Genomic DNA, 15,375 nt, shown 5'->3' on the forward strand with positions numbered 1-15,375 from the left:
CAAACTCGTATATATGAGTGTTGACTAACTTATATATACGAGTTAATATGTAATTGTAAACGGTATCAAAAAAAGAAAAGAGGGACGGGAATATGGGGAAAGACTATCGTAAAACAGCAGAGGAAGTGTTGCAGTATATTGGTGGGAAAGACAATATTGAACAAGCTGCACATTGTGTGACGAGACTCCGTATCGCTTTAAAAGATGAAAGTAAAATAGATAATGATAAATTACAGTCTGTTTCATTAGTGAAGGGAGCGTTTCATAACGCTGGGATATTTCAAATTGTAATCGGTCCAGGGGATGTAGATCGTGTTTACGCTGAATTGATAACGCTTGCAGGTATGAAAGAATCGACTGTAGCTGACGTAAAAGATTCTGGAAATCAGAAGTTAAATCCAGCTCAAAAGTTTGTAAAAATATTTTCTGATGTATTTATGCCGATATTACCAGCGATCGTAACAGCTGGTTTACTAATGGGTATTAACAATCTATTAGGCGCAAAGGACTTATTTTTTGATGGGAAAAATTTATTAGATGTGTATCCGAACTTAGGTGGGCTTTGGGATTTAATTAATATGATGGCGAATACAGCATTCGTATTCTTACCAGCACTTGTCGGTTGGTCAGCAACGAAGCGTTTTGGTGGTAGTCCGATATTAGGGATTGTTATGGGATTAATGCTTGTGCATCCAGCATTATTAAACGCGTGGGATTACGGAAAAGCAGCAACTGGTTTAGACGGACAAAAGATTGAGTACTTCGATATTTTAGGATTATTTCAAATTGAAAAGGTAGGGTATCAAGGTCAAATCTTGCCAGTTTTAGTAGCAGCATTTGTATTAAGTAAAGTGGAAATCTTCTTAAAGAAACATGTACCAAATGCAATTCAATTGTTAGTTGTACCAATTACAACGATTGTCGTAACAGGTGTGTTAGCATTAGGGATTATTGGTCCAGTTACACGTCATATTGGAGATTTATTAACAGTTGGATTAGTAGGTGTATATGAAACAGTACCGGTAGTTGGAGCAGTATTGTTTGGAGCATTATATGCACCACTTGTAATTACAGGTATGCATCATATGTTTATTGCTATCGATTTACAATTAATTGCACAACACGGTGGTACATTCATTTGGCCAATGATTGCCCTTTCTAACATTGCGCAAGGTAGTGCGGCACTTGCGATGTTCTGGATTTCTAAAAATCAAAATGATAAAAGTATGGCATCTACATCAGCAATCTCGGCATATTTCGGTATTACAGAGCCAGCTATGTTTGGTGTAAACTTACGAAATAAATTCCCGTTCTATGCAGCGATTATAGGATCGGCTGTGGCAGCAATATTTATTACGTTAAATGGTGTATTAGCACCTGCTATCGGAATTGGCGGATTACCAGCATTTATTTCTATCATTCCGAAATCGATTCCAATGTTTATTGTCGGAATGATTATCGCAGTTGTAATTCCATTTGCGTTAACGTGGTTATTTGCAAAACGAGTAAAACAGAAGTAGGAGGAAGTTAAACATGAAGGATTGGCATAAAAGTGTAGTTTATCAAATTTATCCGAAGAGCTTTAATAGCTATTACAATAAAGAAACCGGTGATATAAAAGGGGTTACAGAAAAACTAGATTACTTAAAAGAACTCGGAGTAGATTATATTTGGTTAACACCGATATACCAATCGCCACAAAATGATAATGGATACGATGTAAGTGATTACTACAATATTGATCCATCTTACGGAACGATGGAAGAGTTTGAAGAGCTTTTAGAAGAAGCGAAAGCACGTAACATTGAAATTATGCTTGATATCGTTGTAAATCATAGTTCGACGGAGCATAAGTGGTTTAAAGAAGCGAAGGAAGATAAAAACAGTCCATATCGTAATTACTATATTTGGCGTGATGAAAAAAATAATTGGCAATCTAAGTTTGGTGGGTCTGCTTGGAAATATGATGAAAAGACAGAGCAATATTATTTACATCTATTTGATGAGACACAAGCGGATTTAAACTGGGAAAATGAAAAACTTCGTGAAGAAGTATATGATATGATGCGCTTTTGGCTTGATAAAGGGGTAACTGGATTCCGATTAGATGTTATTAATTTAATTTCAAAAGATCAACAGTTCTTAAATGATGACGGAAGTACGGCGACAAGTGATGGCCGTAAATATTATACAGATGGCCCGCGTGTTCATGAATATTTACAAGAAATGAACCGAAATGTTTTTGAAGGGAAAGATGTAATTACAGTTGGAGAAATGTCATCTACGACAATTGATAATTGTATTAAATATTCAAACCCTGAGCGTAATGAATTAAGTATGACGTTTAGTTTCCATCATTTAAAAGTAGATTATCCGAATGGAGATAAGTGGACGAAAGCGAATTTTGATTTCATTAAATTAAAAGAGATTATGTCTAATTGGCAAATTGAAATGCAAAAGGGTGGAGGATGGAATGCATTATTCTGGTGTAATCATGACCAGCCTCGTATTGTGTCACGCTTTGGTGATGATAGAGAGTACCGAAATGAATCTGCGAAAATGTTAGCGACAGCGATGCATATGTTGCAGGGTACACCTTATATTTATCAAGGTGAGGAAATCGGTATGACGAATCCTAAATTCGAGTCTATTGAGCAATATCGCGATGTTGAATCGTTAAATATATATGATATAAAGCTGGAAGAAGGATTATCAAAAGAAGAGATTATCGGGATTTTAAAACAAAAATCTCGTGACAACTCCCGTACTCCAATGCAGTGGAATGAAGAGATGAACAGTGGCTTTACAACAAGTACACCTTGGATTTCAGTGGCTGAAAACTTTAAAGAAATAAACGTAGAGAAGGCATTAGAAGATAAAGAGTCTGTATTTTATCATTATAAAAAGTTAATAGAACTTAGAAAAACGTATGATGTAATTACAGAAGGAGAATATGCTATTTTGGATAAAAATGATCCTAAGATTTGGGCATATACTCGTACTACAGAAAGTGAAGTGCTGCTTGTTATAAATAACTTCTATGGAGAAGAAATAACGTACTCTGTACCAGCGCACGTTCAATTAGATGGAATGAAACAAGAAATACTACTGTCGAATTATACAGATGCTAGCAAGGATATTACAAAACTTAACTTAAGACCATATGAATCAATTGTTTATCGATATACGAAATAAAAAGGTTGTATGCCCGAGCGGCATACAACCTTTTATTTTAGGACACCACTATACAAAATATTTACCTCTACCTCAGGTTTGAATTTTACTTTTGCATAATCTTTATTCCAATTTTTTTTCTTCCATAAGCCAGGATGATAAGCAATAAGATGTCTTCCAATACCGAAAGCATCACAATTTGCTTTTTGTAGTTTGTTTGTTATTTTTTTCGCTTCTTTCGTAAGCTGTTTAGATAGTTCTTTATTTAGTTTTTCTCTGTCAGCCATTGTATACAGATTATCTCGCGGGGATTCAAGCGCTATAACTTTTAATTGAAGCTTAATGTGAGCATAAACATTTCCTTTTTTATCTGTTGTTATTTTTAAATCGCGTTTTAATTTCCGATTGCTCACTTCCATTGTTAAATAGTCAGATGTCTTCTCAGATTCATCGCTAGTAAGTTTTTGAGTTATACGGGCACTTGTTCCCATTTTTCCGGTTAATAACACGAATAAAACAGATTGTTTCAAAGGTAAATGCTCAGTTAATTTATCATTGTTAAATAAAGCTAACCCGTTTGTAATTACTTCTTTTCCTTTTATTTTTATAGAAGGGAGGGTAAAGTCTTTACCGGGATCTAACATTTTTGTAGCAGCTGTTTCTAAAGTTTCTTTTGGAAATACACTCATATCTTCTAAGCTTTTCACTTTTTTCTTTAGAAAATCTCCAATTAGTAAATTTCCTACTTTCTTTTTTTCTAGTATCTCGGATGTTTCACCATCTACTGCAATAAGTTTTACTAAAGCAGTTGGGTTTGTTGGGTCCCGAAAGCTGACATCTAAATAGGGTAGTATACCTTTTTTAAAAATTTTGGTTCCTAGTAATTGAACACCATATTTAAAATAACGAATATTTCCAGTCACATTTTTTTTCAGTGCATCGCTTGTATCTCTTATGTTATGCCCAGTTGCTGAATGTATTTCATTCTCGAATGAAGATTGTTCTCCACTTGAACTTTTTACGAGCTCAATTGTTTGCTGGAGTTTATTCTCTTCTGTAATATCAGATCCAATACTATAAGCTAACCTTGCGTCCCTTAATGGTTCTTGATCCCAGCAGCCAGAAAGGAATGCACTAGTACATAATACAAAAAGTAATTTAACTCTTTTTTTGAACATACTGTTCTCCTTTCTTATTTCTTATTACCGAATAAAGTAGAAATAAAAGAGGGAGGACAACGATGAAAATATAGGTGAACTTATCTGTGAAAGTTGCAATTACTTTTAATTCTTCAGGTGTATCGATAAATAAGGCTACACTAAAAGCAATAATACCAACGATTGGAACGGCCTTTTTATGATTACCAAGATTGAATATATGTCCAATTCCTATAGAAGCAGCGCAGTAATAACTAGCGATAGAAGCTACAACGGTTATCATCCAAATTGGTATGAATAGTAAATCAGTTCGGTCTATAATCCCGATATGCAAGGAGCGTAATAAGTAAGCAACTGGTTCTGGAATAAGCTCAATTTGCTTTGGGCTAAATACGATAAAGCAAATCCAAACAGTAAAAGTATAAAAAAGAGTTACAAATCCATTGGCGATAGAAATTGCCTTTAGTTTTGCGACAGAACTGCCATTTACTTTTGGAAAAGCGATAAGAATGATTTCAAAACCATACATGGCTGTAATTGTTTCCTTGGACGCTTGAATTATATTCCACCAGCCGGCTTCTGTAATGGGAAAAATATAAGAGAAATCAGCTCGGGAAAGCCCTAGGGCAATTAAAAGGGCCATTGGAATAATGAGGATAGAGGCCATGACATAAAATCGTACGATCACTTTAAAAGTGTTATAAGCTACATAACAACAAGCTATTGTAAATAGCATGAGAATGGCAGACCAAGGAGTAGCTTGTAAAATCCATACTTTAATGACATTACAAGCATTCAACATAACCGTCATACCAATAAGAGTAAAGTAAAAAACATAAGCAAAACCTAATAGTTTTCCAAACTTATTACCAAATAGCATACAAACACTTTCATACATATCTGCATCAGGGAATCGTTTTAAGAAAAGCCACATAAGTAAAATAATAAGCTGAATCGCAAGCCCGGCGATGAGCGCGGAAATCCATCCACCACCTTTTGCTATTGGGTGAAGACGGTTAGGCAGGGAAAGTATACCCACTCCAATTTGGCATTGAATAACGAAAAAGGTAAATTGAACTAGCGAAATTTTACTTTGCGTGTTTGTCACCGTCCTCATCCTCTCTCGTTACATGTTGGCGCTGCATTTTTTTCGGTTTTGGATCATGTGGTCGTTCCCAAAATGACCAAATTGGTAGTCTTACAAAAGAATCTTTCATATCTTTAATCCGCATTGGTGCAACAGGAGAAAGATATGGTGTATGAAAAGAATGAAGCTGACATAAATGAACGAAAGTTATAATGAGACCGAATGATATTCCTACATATCCGAATAGGGCAGCAAGAAGCATTAATGGAAAACGAAGAATTCGAACAGCTGAACTCATATCGTTTGATGGAACGAGAAAAGATGAGATAGCAGTTAAAGCTACAACGATAATCATCGTATAAGAAACAAGTCCAGCTTTTACAATTGCATCACCAATTACTAAACCGCCTACAATACCGATTGTTTGTCCAACTCTGCTCGGCAAACGAATACCAGCTTCCCGTAATAACTCGAAAATTAGCTCCATTAAGAGAGCTTCAAAAATAGGAGGAAGTGGTACTTTCTCTAATGAAGCTTTAATTGTATACACAAGTTCGAGCGGCAATACATCAGGATGAAAGGCTACAGTTGCGATATATATAGCTGGTAAGAGAAAAGCAATCAAAAAACTCACTAAGCGAATCATTCGGACGAAAGAACCGACAATCCAGCGGTTATTATAATCGTCTGGTGATTGATAGAAGGCAAATAACGTAACAGGAACGATAAGCGCTGTTGGATCTCCATCAGATAAAATAGCAACTCGTCCTTCCATTAAATTTGCTGCGACTCTATCTGGCCGCTCTGTATTTAATTGCTGCGGAAATGGCGAGAAAGATGTATCTTCTATAAATTCTTGTATGTATCCTGGTGACATAAGTGCATCCGTTTTAATCGTTTCTAATCTTCTTTTCACTTCTGTAATTAAATCGTCATTCGCTATATTTTGCATATAAGCAATTGCCACTTTCGTGTGCATTTCTTCACCGATTGTAAAATACTTAACAACTAAATTTGGACTCTTAATGAGTTTACGAATAGAGGTTAAATTAGTTGCTAGATCCTCTACAAAACCAGTATGTGGTCCACGTACAATGCCTTCATTATCAGGTTCTGCTATATCTCTCTTTAACGATAAAGTTGTTTCAAAAATACAAAAACTGTCGACTTGTTCATGAAAATATAATGATTTTCCTTGTAATAAAAGTTGCACACCGTAATTTAAATTTGTTTCTTTTTTCATATTTAATGTGGCAAAAGCTTTATCTAAAGACAAATCCGACCGAGTTAATAAAGGCTCAAGAGCTAATTGATGGATTAAATTGGGGTCTGCTAAAGATTCGATATATAAGATTGTTCCTTTTCCGTTTTGAAAAGGAAGATCTAATTTTTTTATATCGTCTGAATGGGAAAGTTTGTTTTCAATGTAATTAATGTTCTCCGGAAGTGATGGAAACATATGCTTTTTGTTATTATCTTGTTGTGAACTTTCCTGTTCGGTCATAATTTCCACCTCTTTTAAAGTGCAATTGTTTCTGTTAATTTTTGTCGTTTGTGAGAAATTTATGCTTGAATTATTTTTTTAAAAAGAGGGTTGAAAGTTACGTTACATTGTCTTTTGTACATTATTCAATTTCATAGCAGTACTTCTCACATTTATGTCGAATTAAGAAGATATATAGGAGGGATACATATGGAAATAGCTGTAGAACGTGTTTTTACAAAAGAAATTTTAGCAAGAGCAGCAAAGACATTTCATGTAACAGTGGAAGAAAAGCCGCTTGGAGATTTTGAGAATTATATTTTTAAGGCGAAGGGTGATAATGATGAAGACTATGTATTACGTTTAACGCATTCGTCGCATCGCTCTAAAAAAGAAGTCGAGGCTGAACTAGATTTTTTACGATATGTTGCAGAGAACGGAGCAAAGGTAGCAGGCCCCCTGTACTCAACGTTTCAAAATCTTGTAGAAGAAATCGGAGCAGAGGATGAAACTTTCTTTTTCGTTTCCTTATTTACATATGCAAAAGGTGAGCAAGTAAAAGGAGAGGAATCACCATATTGGGGAGAGGCTTACTTTGAAGCATGGGGAAAAGCGATTGGACAACTGCATCGTCTAACAATGAACTATCCTAAAACAGATCATCGTGATACGTGGGAAGAAGATGAGAGTGGGATTGTTAATGAATTAGAGGATAATCAAGTGAAAGAGATTGCAGCGGTATTAATGGATGAAATTAAGGCTCTTCCAGTTGAAAGAGAAACGTTCGGTCTTATGCACGGTGATATTCATCCAGGTAATTTTCATTATGATGGTAAAGAGCTAACAATCTTTGATTTTGATGATGCGGCTTATAATTACTTTATACATGATTTAGCGATGGTTCTATACTACTCTGTTCTATTTACACCGTGGACAGTGGAAGAGAAGACGACGTTCGCTCGTAAACAGTTACAAGTGTTAAGAAAGGGATACGAATATGAGCATAGGCTAGCTGATAGTTGGTATGAATCGTTACCACTATTTTTACGTTTACGTGATATAGGTTTATATGGAACACTTCAAAAGAAGTTTAAAGGGAAAGATATGCCTGATAACTTCTTGAAATTATCAGAAGAGCTATACGAAAGAATTATAAAAAGAGAAGCAATTGTGAATATATAATACATTTAGTTCAAAACAAAGTATATAAAACAAATATATACTTTGTTTTTTTATACAAAAATATGTTTACTTTATTAAAATAATATTGTCCTAGATTCAGTATACACTTATAATTTTATATATATTCTGAATATTATTTATAAATAAGGAGGGGGAATGGTGGAAGCTTTCGTAAATTGGTTAAATAATATTGTTTGGAGTCCAGCACTTGTTTATTTATGTTTAGGAGTAGGTTTATATTTTTCCATTCGAACGAAGTTTTTACAAGTAAGACATGTAGGAGAAATGGTGAAGCTGACATTTCAAGGAGAAAAATCAGAAGCTGGTGTTTCTTCATTCCAAGCGTTAGCACTTTCGTTATCAGGACGTGTTGGAACAGGAAATATCGCTGGGGTAGCAACAGCGGTTGCATTCGGTGGACCAGGAGCTGTATTTTGGATGTGGGCAGTAGCCTTTTTAGGTGCAGGATCAGCTTATGTAGAATCAACACTCGCGCAAATATATAAGACGAAACATCAAGGGCAGTTTCGTGGTGGACCTGCTTATTACATCGAAAAAGGTCTAGGAGTTAAATGGTATGCTTTAGTATTCGTTGCAGCGACAATTCTTGCAACGGGGCTTTTACTGCCAGGTGTGCAAGCAAATAGTATTGCCGTAAGTTTAGAAACAGCTTTTGGAATTAACACTACCGTATCAGGGGCTATATTAGTTGTCGTATTAGCTCTTATCATTTTCGGTGGAGTAAAGCGAATTGTTAACGTAGCGCAAGTTGTCGTACCGTTTATGGCAATAGGCTATATTTTAGTAGCTTGCGTCATTGTTGCTATGAATATTGAAAAATTGCCAGAAGCATTTATGTTAATTATAAGAAGTGCGTTTGCATTAGAAGCAGCATTTGGTGGTATTATCGGTTTAGCAATTTCTTGGGGAGTAAAACGTGGTATTTATTCTAATGAAGCAGGGCAAGGAACTGGGCCACATGCAGCGGCAGCAGCTGAAGTATCACATCCAGCTAAGCAAGGCTTAGTGCAAGCATTTTCCGTTTACATTGATACATTATTTGTTTGTTCAGCAACAGCATTTATGATGATTATTACAGGCATGTATAACGTATTTGATGCAAGCGGAAAAAACTTTATCGTAAATAAATTAAATGGTGCACAGCCAGGACCGGGATATACACAGGCAGCAGTAGAATCTGTTTTCCCTGGATTTGGAAACGGTTTCGTTGCAATCTCGTTACTATTCTTTGCATTTACAACAATTATGGCGTATTACTACATTGCAGAAACGAATATCGCGTACTTAAATCGTGATAAAGACCGTCCTTGGATGTCTATGGTATTAAAATTTGTATTTTTAGGAGCTGTATTCTACGGTTGTATAAAAACAGCAGCAACGGCTTGGGCTTTAGGTGATATCGGTGTAGGGATTATGGCATGGGTAAATATCATTGCGATTTTATTGTTACAAAAACCTGCATTAGTTGCATTAAAGGATTATGAAAAGCAGAAGAAAGAAGGAAAAGATCCAGTATTCGATCCAGGGCCATTGGGAATTAAAAATGCTGATTTCTGGGAACATGAATACGGAAAAGATAAGAAAGAAGAAGTATCTTAACTTAATAGAATAGAAATGAAAAAGCAAAGGGAAAATGCCTTTGCTTTTTTTTTATGGACAAAATGAGGCTAGAAGTTATTTTTTTGCCTATTTTTGAATATAAAAAGAATGTACATGCTTTGTTAGGGGAAGGGGGGAGTATGTTGATAGAGTTTCGTAACGTAAATAAATATTATGGCAACTTTCAAGTTTTAAAAGATATTAATGTGCAAGTGAAAAAAGGTGAAGTGGTAGTAGTTGTTGGACCTTCAGGATCAGGAAAAAGCACGTTGCTTCGGTGTATAAATCAGCTAGAGACAATTACAGATGGAGAGTTAATTGTACAAAATACGGAGGTACACAATGCGAAAACAGATATGAATGAATTACGCCGAAATATTGGAATGGTCTTTCAACATTTTTATTTATATCCACATAAAACGGTTCTGCAAAATATTACACTAGCACCTATTAAAGTAAATAAAATTTCAAAAGAGGAAGCTGAGAAAACGGCGATGTTTTATTTAGAGAAAGTAGGAATCCCGGAGAAGGCCAGTGTATATCCACATCAATTATCTGGTGGACAACAGCAACGGGTGGCAATTGCTAGAGGACTTGCGATGCAGCCGGAAATTATGCTATTCGATGAGCCTACGTCTGCTCTTGATCCGGAGATGATCGGGGAAGTACTTGATGTTATGAAAACGCTAGCTAAAGAAGGGATGACGATGGTCGTTGTCACGCATGAAATGGGATTTGCACGGGAGGTAGCCGATCGGATTTTATTTATGGATGATGGCAAGATTATTGAGGATACAACACCGGCGCAATTTTTTGCAAGTCCTGAACAAGAAAGAGCACGTTTATTTTTAAGCCGAGTGTTAAATCATTAAAGGAGGAATTTTATGCTTAAAATGAAAAAGTTGTTCACCTTAATTGTATTTTCATGTTTATTCGTACTTGTCGTTGCTGGGTGCGGAAGTAAAAAAGATGAGGCGAAAGAAACGAATACGAAGCAAGGCGGGGCCGTTGAGCAAATTAAGAAGCGAGGGAAACTAGTAGTTGGGGTGAAGAATGATACGAACTTATTTGGATTGAAAAACCCTTCAACAGGGCAGGTAGAAGGATTTGATGTTGATGTTGCAAAGGCGCTTGCGAAAAAAATTCTCGGAGATGAAAAGAAACTAGAATTAAAAGAAGTAACGTCTAAAACGCGTATTCCACTACTGAAAAACGGTGACATCGATGCAATTATCGCAACAATGACAATTACGGAAGAACGTAAAAAAGAGGTCGATTTTTCAGATGTATATTTTAAAGCAGGGCAATCGTTACTCGTGAAAAAAGGGAGCGATATTAAAAGTATTGATGATGTGAAAAAGGGCGTAAAAGTGTTAGCAGTAAAAGGTTCAACATCGACAAATAACATTCGTCAAAAGTCACCGGAAGCGACTGTATTAGAATTTGAAAATTACAGTGAGGCATTTACGGCGTTAAAAGCAGGAAAAGGTGATGTTTTGACGACAGATAATGCAATTCTTTACGGTATGGCAAAACAAGATTCAAATTATGAAGTTGTAGGGAAAATTTTTACGGATGAACCGTACGGAATCGCAGTGCAAAAAGGTGCAGATGATTTAACGAAAGAGATTAATAGCTTGCTAAAAGATATGAAAGCGAATGGAGAATACGATAAATTGTATGAGAAATGGATTGGGCAAAAACAAGAGAAGTAAAGTGAAACTTTAATTAGTGGGGCTTTATTCCTATTGAAGAGTAAGAGTGAGAGGATGAGGGATGCTCATCCTCTTCTTGTAAAGAAAGAGGGGAGAATATGTGCCTGATTTTTCTATATTAACGAATAACATTGATATGTATTTAGAAGGGTTTAAGTATACAGTTATGTCTAGTGTAATTGCATTAATAGGAAGCTTTATTTTAGGAGTGATTTTGGCGGTAATGCGTATTGCACCGATTCGCATTTTAAATTGGTTGGGAGCTGCTATTGTAGAATTTGTAAGAAATATTCCGCTCGTATTAATTGCATTTATATTCTATTTCGCTTTACCTGTAGTAGGAATTACTTTAAATGGTTTTGTAGCAGGAACGGTTACGCTTACCGTATATACTGCAGCGTTTATTGCGGAAGTCATTCGCGCTGGTATTTTATCCGTTGCAAAAGGTCAAATGGAAGCAGCACGTTCCTCAGGATTAACGTATGTACAGGGAATGTATTATATTGTTTTACCCCAGGCGATGAAAATCGTAATCCCTCCTTTAGGAAATCAATTTCTCAATTTAGTAAAAAACTCTTCCATACTCGGAATTATCGCTGGTATGGATTTAATGTATCAAGGAGATTTAATTTCAACGAAGACATTTGTTACGTTCGATGTCTATATATTTGTCGGGATGTTTTATTTAATATTAACAATTCCGCTCAGTATGCTAGTGCGTTATTTAGAAAAACGCTTAGCAAAGGAGGCGGTGTAAATGGATTTTAAGGGAGCAATTACAGGAGATCATATCCTCTTTTTATTAAAAGGATTACTTATAACGTTAGAGGTAGCGCTCGTAGCAATTGTACTTAGCTTTATTATTGGTAGTGTAATAGGGATTGTACGGTACACAAAAATCCCTGTCTTCTCACAAATACTAGGTTTTATCGTTGAAGTAATTCGGAATTTACCGTTACTTTTAATTATATTTTTTACGTATTTTGCACTGCCTGAAGTGGGCTTGAAATTAGAAATTATAACAGCCGTAATTGTCGCTTTAACAATATTTGAAGCTGCAATGATATCTGAAATTGTTCGAAGTGGTCTATTATCTATCGAAAAAGGGCAAATCGAAGCAGCGAGGTCTTCCGGATTAACGTATGTTCAAGCGCTGTGGTCTATTATTTTGCCACAAGCATTAAGAAGAATGGTCCCGCCGCTTGTTAGTCAGTTTATTTCATTACTGAAAGATACGTCGCTCGCAGTTGCTATATCATTACCAGAGCTTATGCATAATGCTCAAATTATTAGCGGACAAAATGTAAATTATATGATTCCGACATTTATAGTAGTAGCTTGTATGTATTTTATCGTAAATTATAGTTTATCAATTTTATCGAGAAGGTTAGAACTTCGGTGACTCTTACAATATATGTAAGGGTTTTTTCCTTGTTTATCCTTATTTTCCTCTAAATAGAATCTAAATCTTACGATAATTCGATTTTTTATATTATTTTATCAGAAAAGTTTTAATTTTATATAGAAAATGTAATCGCTTTCGTGTATATTTTTATTATCAGAAAATTTTAACAAGATATAGGGGTATTGGTAGGGGGAGGATTTAGATGCAGCAACCAACGAATGAGAAATTACATCGTACGATGAAGAGTAGACATTTATTTATGATCGCACTAGGTGGTGTAATCGGAACTGGTTTTTTCTTAGGTTCAGGTTACACCATTAATCAGGCTGGACCAGGGGGAGCCATCCTTTCATATTTAGTAGGCGGATTTATTATGTATTTAACAATGCTTTGTCTTGGAGAGTTAACGGTAGCAATGCCAGTTTCAGGTTCTTTCCAAAAGTATGCGACGAAGTTTATTGGACCAGGAACGGGCTTTATGATCGGCTGGCTATATTGGCTTGGCTGGGCAGTAACAGTAGGACTAGAGTTAACGTCAATCGGTTTAATGATGAAAAGATGGTTTCCGAATGTTGATGTTTGGGTATGGTGTCTCGTATTCGGCGTTATTTTATATGCTTCAAACGCAATTTCGGCGAAAAGTTATGCTGAATTAGAATTTTGGTTCTCTAGTATTAAAGTAATTACAATTCTTGCATTTGTTGTTCTTGGTGGTAGTGCATTATTAGGATTTATATCATATGACGGAAAAGAAGCAGCACCTCTTTTCTCTAACTTTGTAAGCGATGGTGGATTATTCCCGAATGGACTAGCTGCCGTATTACTTACAATGATTACAGTTAACTTCTCGTTCCAAGGAACAGAGTTAATCGGAATTGCAGCGGGAGAAAGTGAAAATCCAGAAAAAACAATTCCACGTGCAATCCGTAATACAGTATGGCGCATTATGTTATTCTTCATTTTAACAATGACGATTTTAGTAGGATTAATTTCTTGGAAAGAAGCAGGCGTAATTGAAAGCCCATTCGTAGTCGTATTTGATAAAATTGGTATTCCATACGCAGCTGATATTATGAACTTTGTTATTATTACTGCGTTATTATCTGTAGCGAACTCTGGATTATATGCAGCGACGCGTATACTATGGTCACTTGCAAATGAAGGAATGGCACCAAAGTCTTTCCAGAAAGTAAATAAGCGTGGTATTCCAATTACAGCGCTAGTTGTAACAATTGCTGTAGCTGCTTTATCTTTATTAACAAGTTTCCTTGCAGAAGATACAGTATACATGTACTTATTATCGATAGCTGGTTTATCAGCTGTATCAAGTTGGATTATTATTGCCTTGTCGCAACTGCGCTTTAGAAGTCAGTATATAAAAGGCGGAGGAAAGTTAGAGGATTTAAAATATAAAACACCATTATATCCAATTGTTCCTATTTTAGCTTTAATTACAAATAGTATCGTTGTTATTAGTTTAGCGTTTATTCCAGAACAAAGAATGGCGTTATATTGTGGTATTCCATTTATCATTTTCTGCTATATATATTATTATATTAGTAAGAAACGGCAGAAACCGATGAAAGTGGAGATGGAAAAAACAAATGAAACTAACAATCAAACAAGATGATATTGAGGCAGATTTATCGTATGGTCAATTAGCGATTGGAAAAGAAAATGGGTATTCACCGTTACAATTACTTGTTTCTTCTATCGCAGGATGCAGTGCAATTGTCTTTCGAACAATTTTAGAAAAAAAACGTATTACATACGATACGTTTACAATTGAAACGGAAATTGGTAGAAGTGAAGCATTATCAAAACCAGTTGAAAGTGTTCATTTGCACTATAAAATTAAAGCACACAATATTACAGAAGAGCAGTTGGACAAGGCGCTGCAGCTTGCAGTGAAAAATTGCACAATTGTTCAGTCTGTAAAGGATGGTATAAAAGTTACGGAAACGATTGAACTAATAAAATGAAACATAAAAACGTGAGAATATGGCTCTCACGTTTTTATGTTTTAGAGAGAGGAGAAAGTGTAATGGATTGTTTAGGATGTAAATTAGCAAACGAAGAGGAAAAAATATATAGAGTATACGAAGATGAGTATGTAACATGTTTTTTAGATCATGAACCTTTCTATCCAGGCCATACTTTAATTGTACCGAAGCAGCATGTTGTAGAAGTAGATGAATTAGATGATGTTGTAGCAAAATCCATTATGGATGCTTCTAAGCTTATTGCAAAAGCGATTAAGGCATTATATAAACCAGATGGAGTTACAGTTTGTCAAAATGGTGGAGTATTTAACGAGTTAACACATTACCATATGCATGTCGTACCAAGATATAAAGAGCGCTCGTTTGCTGAGTTTTATATGGTACAATCGGGAGAAAAACAGAATCATAACTTTGAAGAGACAAAGCGTTTGTTAAAAGAAGCGATAGAGCAAATACTACATATTGAAAAGGTGTAAAAGAATTTTTCTTAGAGATACAGTCAGGAAAATTCTAATATTAAAAAGCCCAATTTCTCAGTTAAAATAGAGA

At 35.5% G+C, this 15,375-nt stretch carries 14 protein-coding genes; 11 read left to right on the forward strand and 3 right to left on the reverse strand.

The annotated features are described in order from the left end of the window. Positions 1 to 92: 92 nt before the first annotated feature. On the forward strand, positions 93 to 1,520 hold the full coding sequence (gene treP / locus EGX95_RS29695; RefSeq protein ID WP_000513933.1) for a PTS system trehalose-specific EIIBC component: 1,428 nt from the start codon (positions 93 to 95) through the stop codon (positions 1,518 to 1,520). Between the two features lie 13 nt (positions 1,521 to 1,533). Next, positions 1,534 to 3,195 (forward strand): alpha,alpha-phosphotrehalase, encoded by a 1,662-nt coding sequence (gene treC, locus EGX95_RS29700; protein WP_000656096.1) that lies wholly within the window; start codon positions 1,534 to 1,536, stop codon positions 3,193 to 3,195. Between the two features lie 32 nt (positions 3,196 to 3,227). On the opposite strand, the gene gerKC is transcribed toward treC, so the two are convergent. Genes gerKC through gerKA form a run of 3 tightly spaced genes read right to left on the reverse strand, consistent with a single transcriptional unit; the run spans position 3,228 to position 6,922 of the window. Then, positions 3,228 to 4,352: a spore germination protein GerKC gene (gene gerKC, locus EGX95_RS29705; protein ID WP_063246579.1), complete on the reverse strand. Its 1,125-nt coding sequence runs from the start codon at positions 4,350 to 4,352 to the stop codon at positions 3,228 to 3,230. Continuing rightward, a complete protein-coding gene (locus EGX95_RS29710; protein WP_000185776.1) occupies positions 4,333 to 5,439 on the reverse strand; it encodes a GerAB/ArcD/ProY family transporter in 1,107 nt (368 codons plus the stop codon). Before EGX95_RS29710 ends, gerKC begins: the two co-directional genes overlap by 20 nt. Further along, positions 5,420 to 6,922, reverse strand: a complete 1,503-nt coding sequence (gerKA, locus tag EGX95_RS29715; RefSeq protein ID WP_000139151.1) for a spore germination protein GerKA — start codon at positions 6,920 to 6,922, stop codon at positions 5,420 to 5,422. Before gerKA ends, EGX95_RS29710 begins: the two co-directional genes overlap by 20 nt. 189 nt (positions 6,923 to 7,111) lie before the next feature. Here gerKA and EGX95_RS29720 point away from each other — a divergent pair, with 189 nt between their 5' ends. The 9 genes from EGX95_RS29720 (at position 7,112) to EGX95_RS29760 (ending at position 15,302) form a co-directional block, all read left to right on the forward strand. Continuing rightward, complete coding sequence (locus EGX95_RS29720) at positions 7,112 to 8,083, forward strand: phosphotransferase enzyme family protein (protein WP_000401629.1); 972 nt, start codon at positions 7,112 to 7,114, stop codon at positions 8,081 to 8,083. A gap of 159 nt (positions 8,084 to 8,242) precedes the next feature. Next, on the forward strand, positions 8,243 to 9,703 hold the full coding sequence (locus EGX95_RS29725) for an alanine/glycine:cation symporter family protein (protein WP_000387160.1): 1,461 nt from the start codon (positions 8,243 to 8,245) through the stop codon (positions 9,701 to 9,703). A gap of 143 nt (positions 9,704 to 9,846) precedes the next feature. After that, positions 9,847 to 10,575: an amino acid ABC transporter ATP-binding protein gene (locus EGX95_RS29730; protein ID WP_154231092.1), complete on the forward strand. Its 729-nt coding sequence runs from the start codon at positions 9,847 to 9,849 to the stop codon at positions 10,573 to 10,575. A gap of 12 nt (positions 10,576 to 10,587) precedes the next feature. Next, positions 10,588 to 11,418, forward strand: a complete 831-nt coding sequence (glnH, locus tag EGX95_RS29735) for a glutamine ABC transporter substrate-binding protein GlnH (protein ID WP_000916483.1) — start codon at positions 10,588 to 10,590, stop codon at positions 11,416 to 11,418. A gap of 100 nt (positions 11,419 to 11,518) precedes the next feature. Continuing rightward, a complete protein-coding gene (locus EGX95_RS29740; RefSeq protein WP_001112677.1) occupies positions 11,519 to 12,175 on the forward strand; it encodes an amino acid ABC transporter permease in 657 nt (218 codons plus the stop codon). Next, a complete protein-coding gene (locus EGX95_RS29745; RefSeq protein WP_000345987.1) occupies positions 12,176 to 12,820 on the forward strand; it encodes an amino acid ABC transporter permease in 645 nt (214 codons plus the stop codon). A 205-nt stretch (positions 12,821 to 13,025) separates the two neighbouring features. Beyond that, positions 13,026 to 14,453, forward strand: a complete 1,428-nt coding sequence (locus EGX95_RS29750) for an amino acid permease (protein ID WP_001187089.1) — start codon at positions 13,026 to 13,028, stop codon at positions 14,451 to 14,453. Next, the gene (locus EGX95_RS29755; protein ID WP_000778864.1) at positions 14,428 to 14,805 is read left to right on the forward strand and encodes an OsmC family protein; all 378 of its coding nucleotides are present in this window, start codon (positions 14,428 to 14,430) and stop codon (positions 14,803 to 14,805) included. The genes EGX95_RS29750 and EGX95_RS29755 overlap by 26 nt, the downstream gene beginning before the upstream one ends. After that, positions 14,802 to 15,302 carry an HIT family protein gene (locus tag EGX95_RS29760; RefSeq protein WP_002081592.1) on the forward strand — a complete coding sequence of 167 codons (501 nt, stop codon included), beginning with the start codon at positions 14,802 to 14,804 and terminating at the stop codon, positions 15,300 to 15,302. The genes EGX95_RS29755 and EGX95_RS29760 overlap by 4 nt, the downstream gene beginning before the upstream one ends. Positions 15,303 to 15,375 lie beyond the last annotated feature (73 nt).

This window comes from Bacillus sp. FDAARGOS_527, from assembly GCF_003812125.1.
Classification (GTDB): Bacteria; Bacillota; Bacilli; order Bacillales; family Bacillaceae_G; genus Bacillus_A; species Bacillus_A paranthracis.

Bases quoted from the DNA above. Each gene is read 5' to 3' on its own strand.
- gerKA (WP_000139151.1), bottom strand. From the start codon at position 6,922: ATGACCGAACAGGAAAGTTCACAACAAGATAATAACAAAAAGCATATG.
- gerKC (WP_063246579.1), bottom strand. From the start codon at position 4,352: ATGTTCAAAAAAAGAGTTAAATTACTTTTTGTATTATGTACTAGTGCA.
- EGX95_RS29760 (WP_002081592.1), top strand. From the start codon at position 14,802: ATGAAACATAAAAACGTGAGAATATGGCTCTCACGTTTTTATGTTTTA.
- EGX95_RS29750 (WP_001187089.1), top strand. From the start codon at position 13,026: ATGCAGCAACCAACGAATGAGAAATTACATCGTACGATGAAGAGTAGA.
- EGX95_RS29755 (WP_000778864.1), top strand. From the start codon at position 14,428: ATGAAACTAACAATCAAACAAGATGATATTGAGGCAGATTTATCGTAT.
- glnH (WP_000916483.1), top strand. From the start codon at position 10,588: ATGCTTAAAATGAAAAAGTTGTTCACCTTAATTGTATTTTCATGTTTA.
- treP (WP_000513933.1), top strand. From the start codon at position 93: ATGGGGAAAGACTATCGTAAAACAGCAGAGGAAGTGTTGCAGTATATT.
- EGX95_RS29745 (WP_000345987.1), top strand. From the start codon at position 12,176: ATGGATTTTAAGGGAGCAATTACAGGAGATCATATCCTCTTTTTATTA.
- treC (WP_000656096.1), top strand. From the start codon at position 1,534: ATGAAGGATTGGCATAAAAGTGTAGTTTATCAAATTTATCCGAAGAGC.
- EGX95_RS29720 (WP_000401629.1), top strand. From the start codon at position 7,112: ATGGAAATAGCTGTAGAACGTGTTTTTACAAAAGAAATTTTAGCAAGA.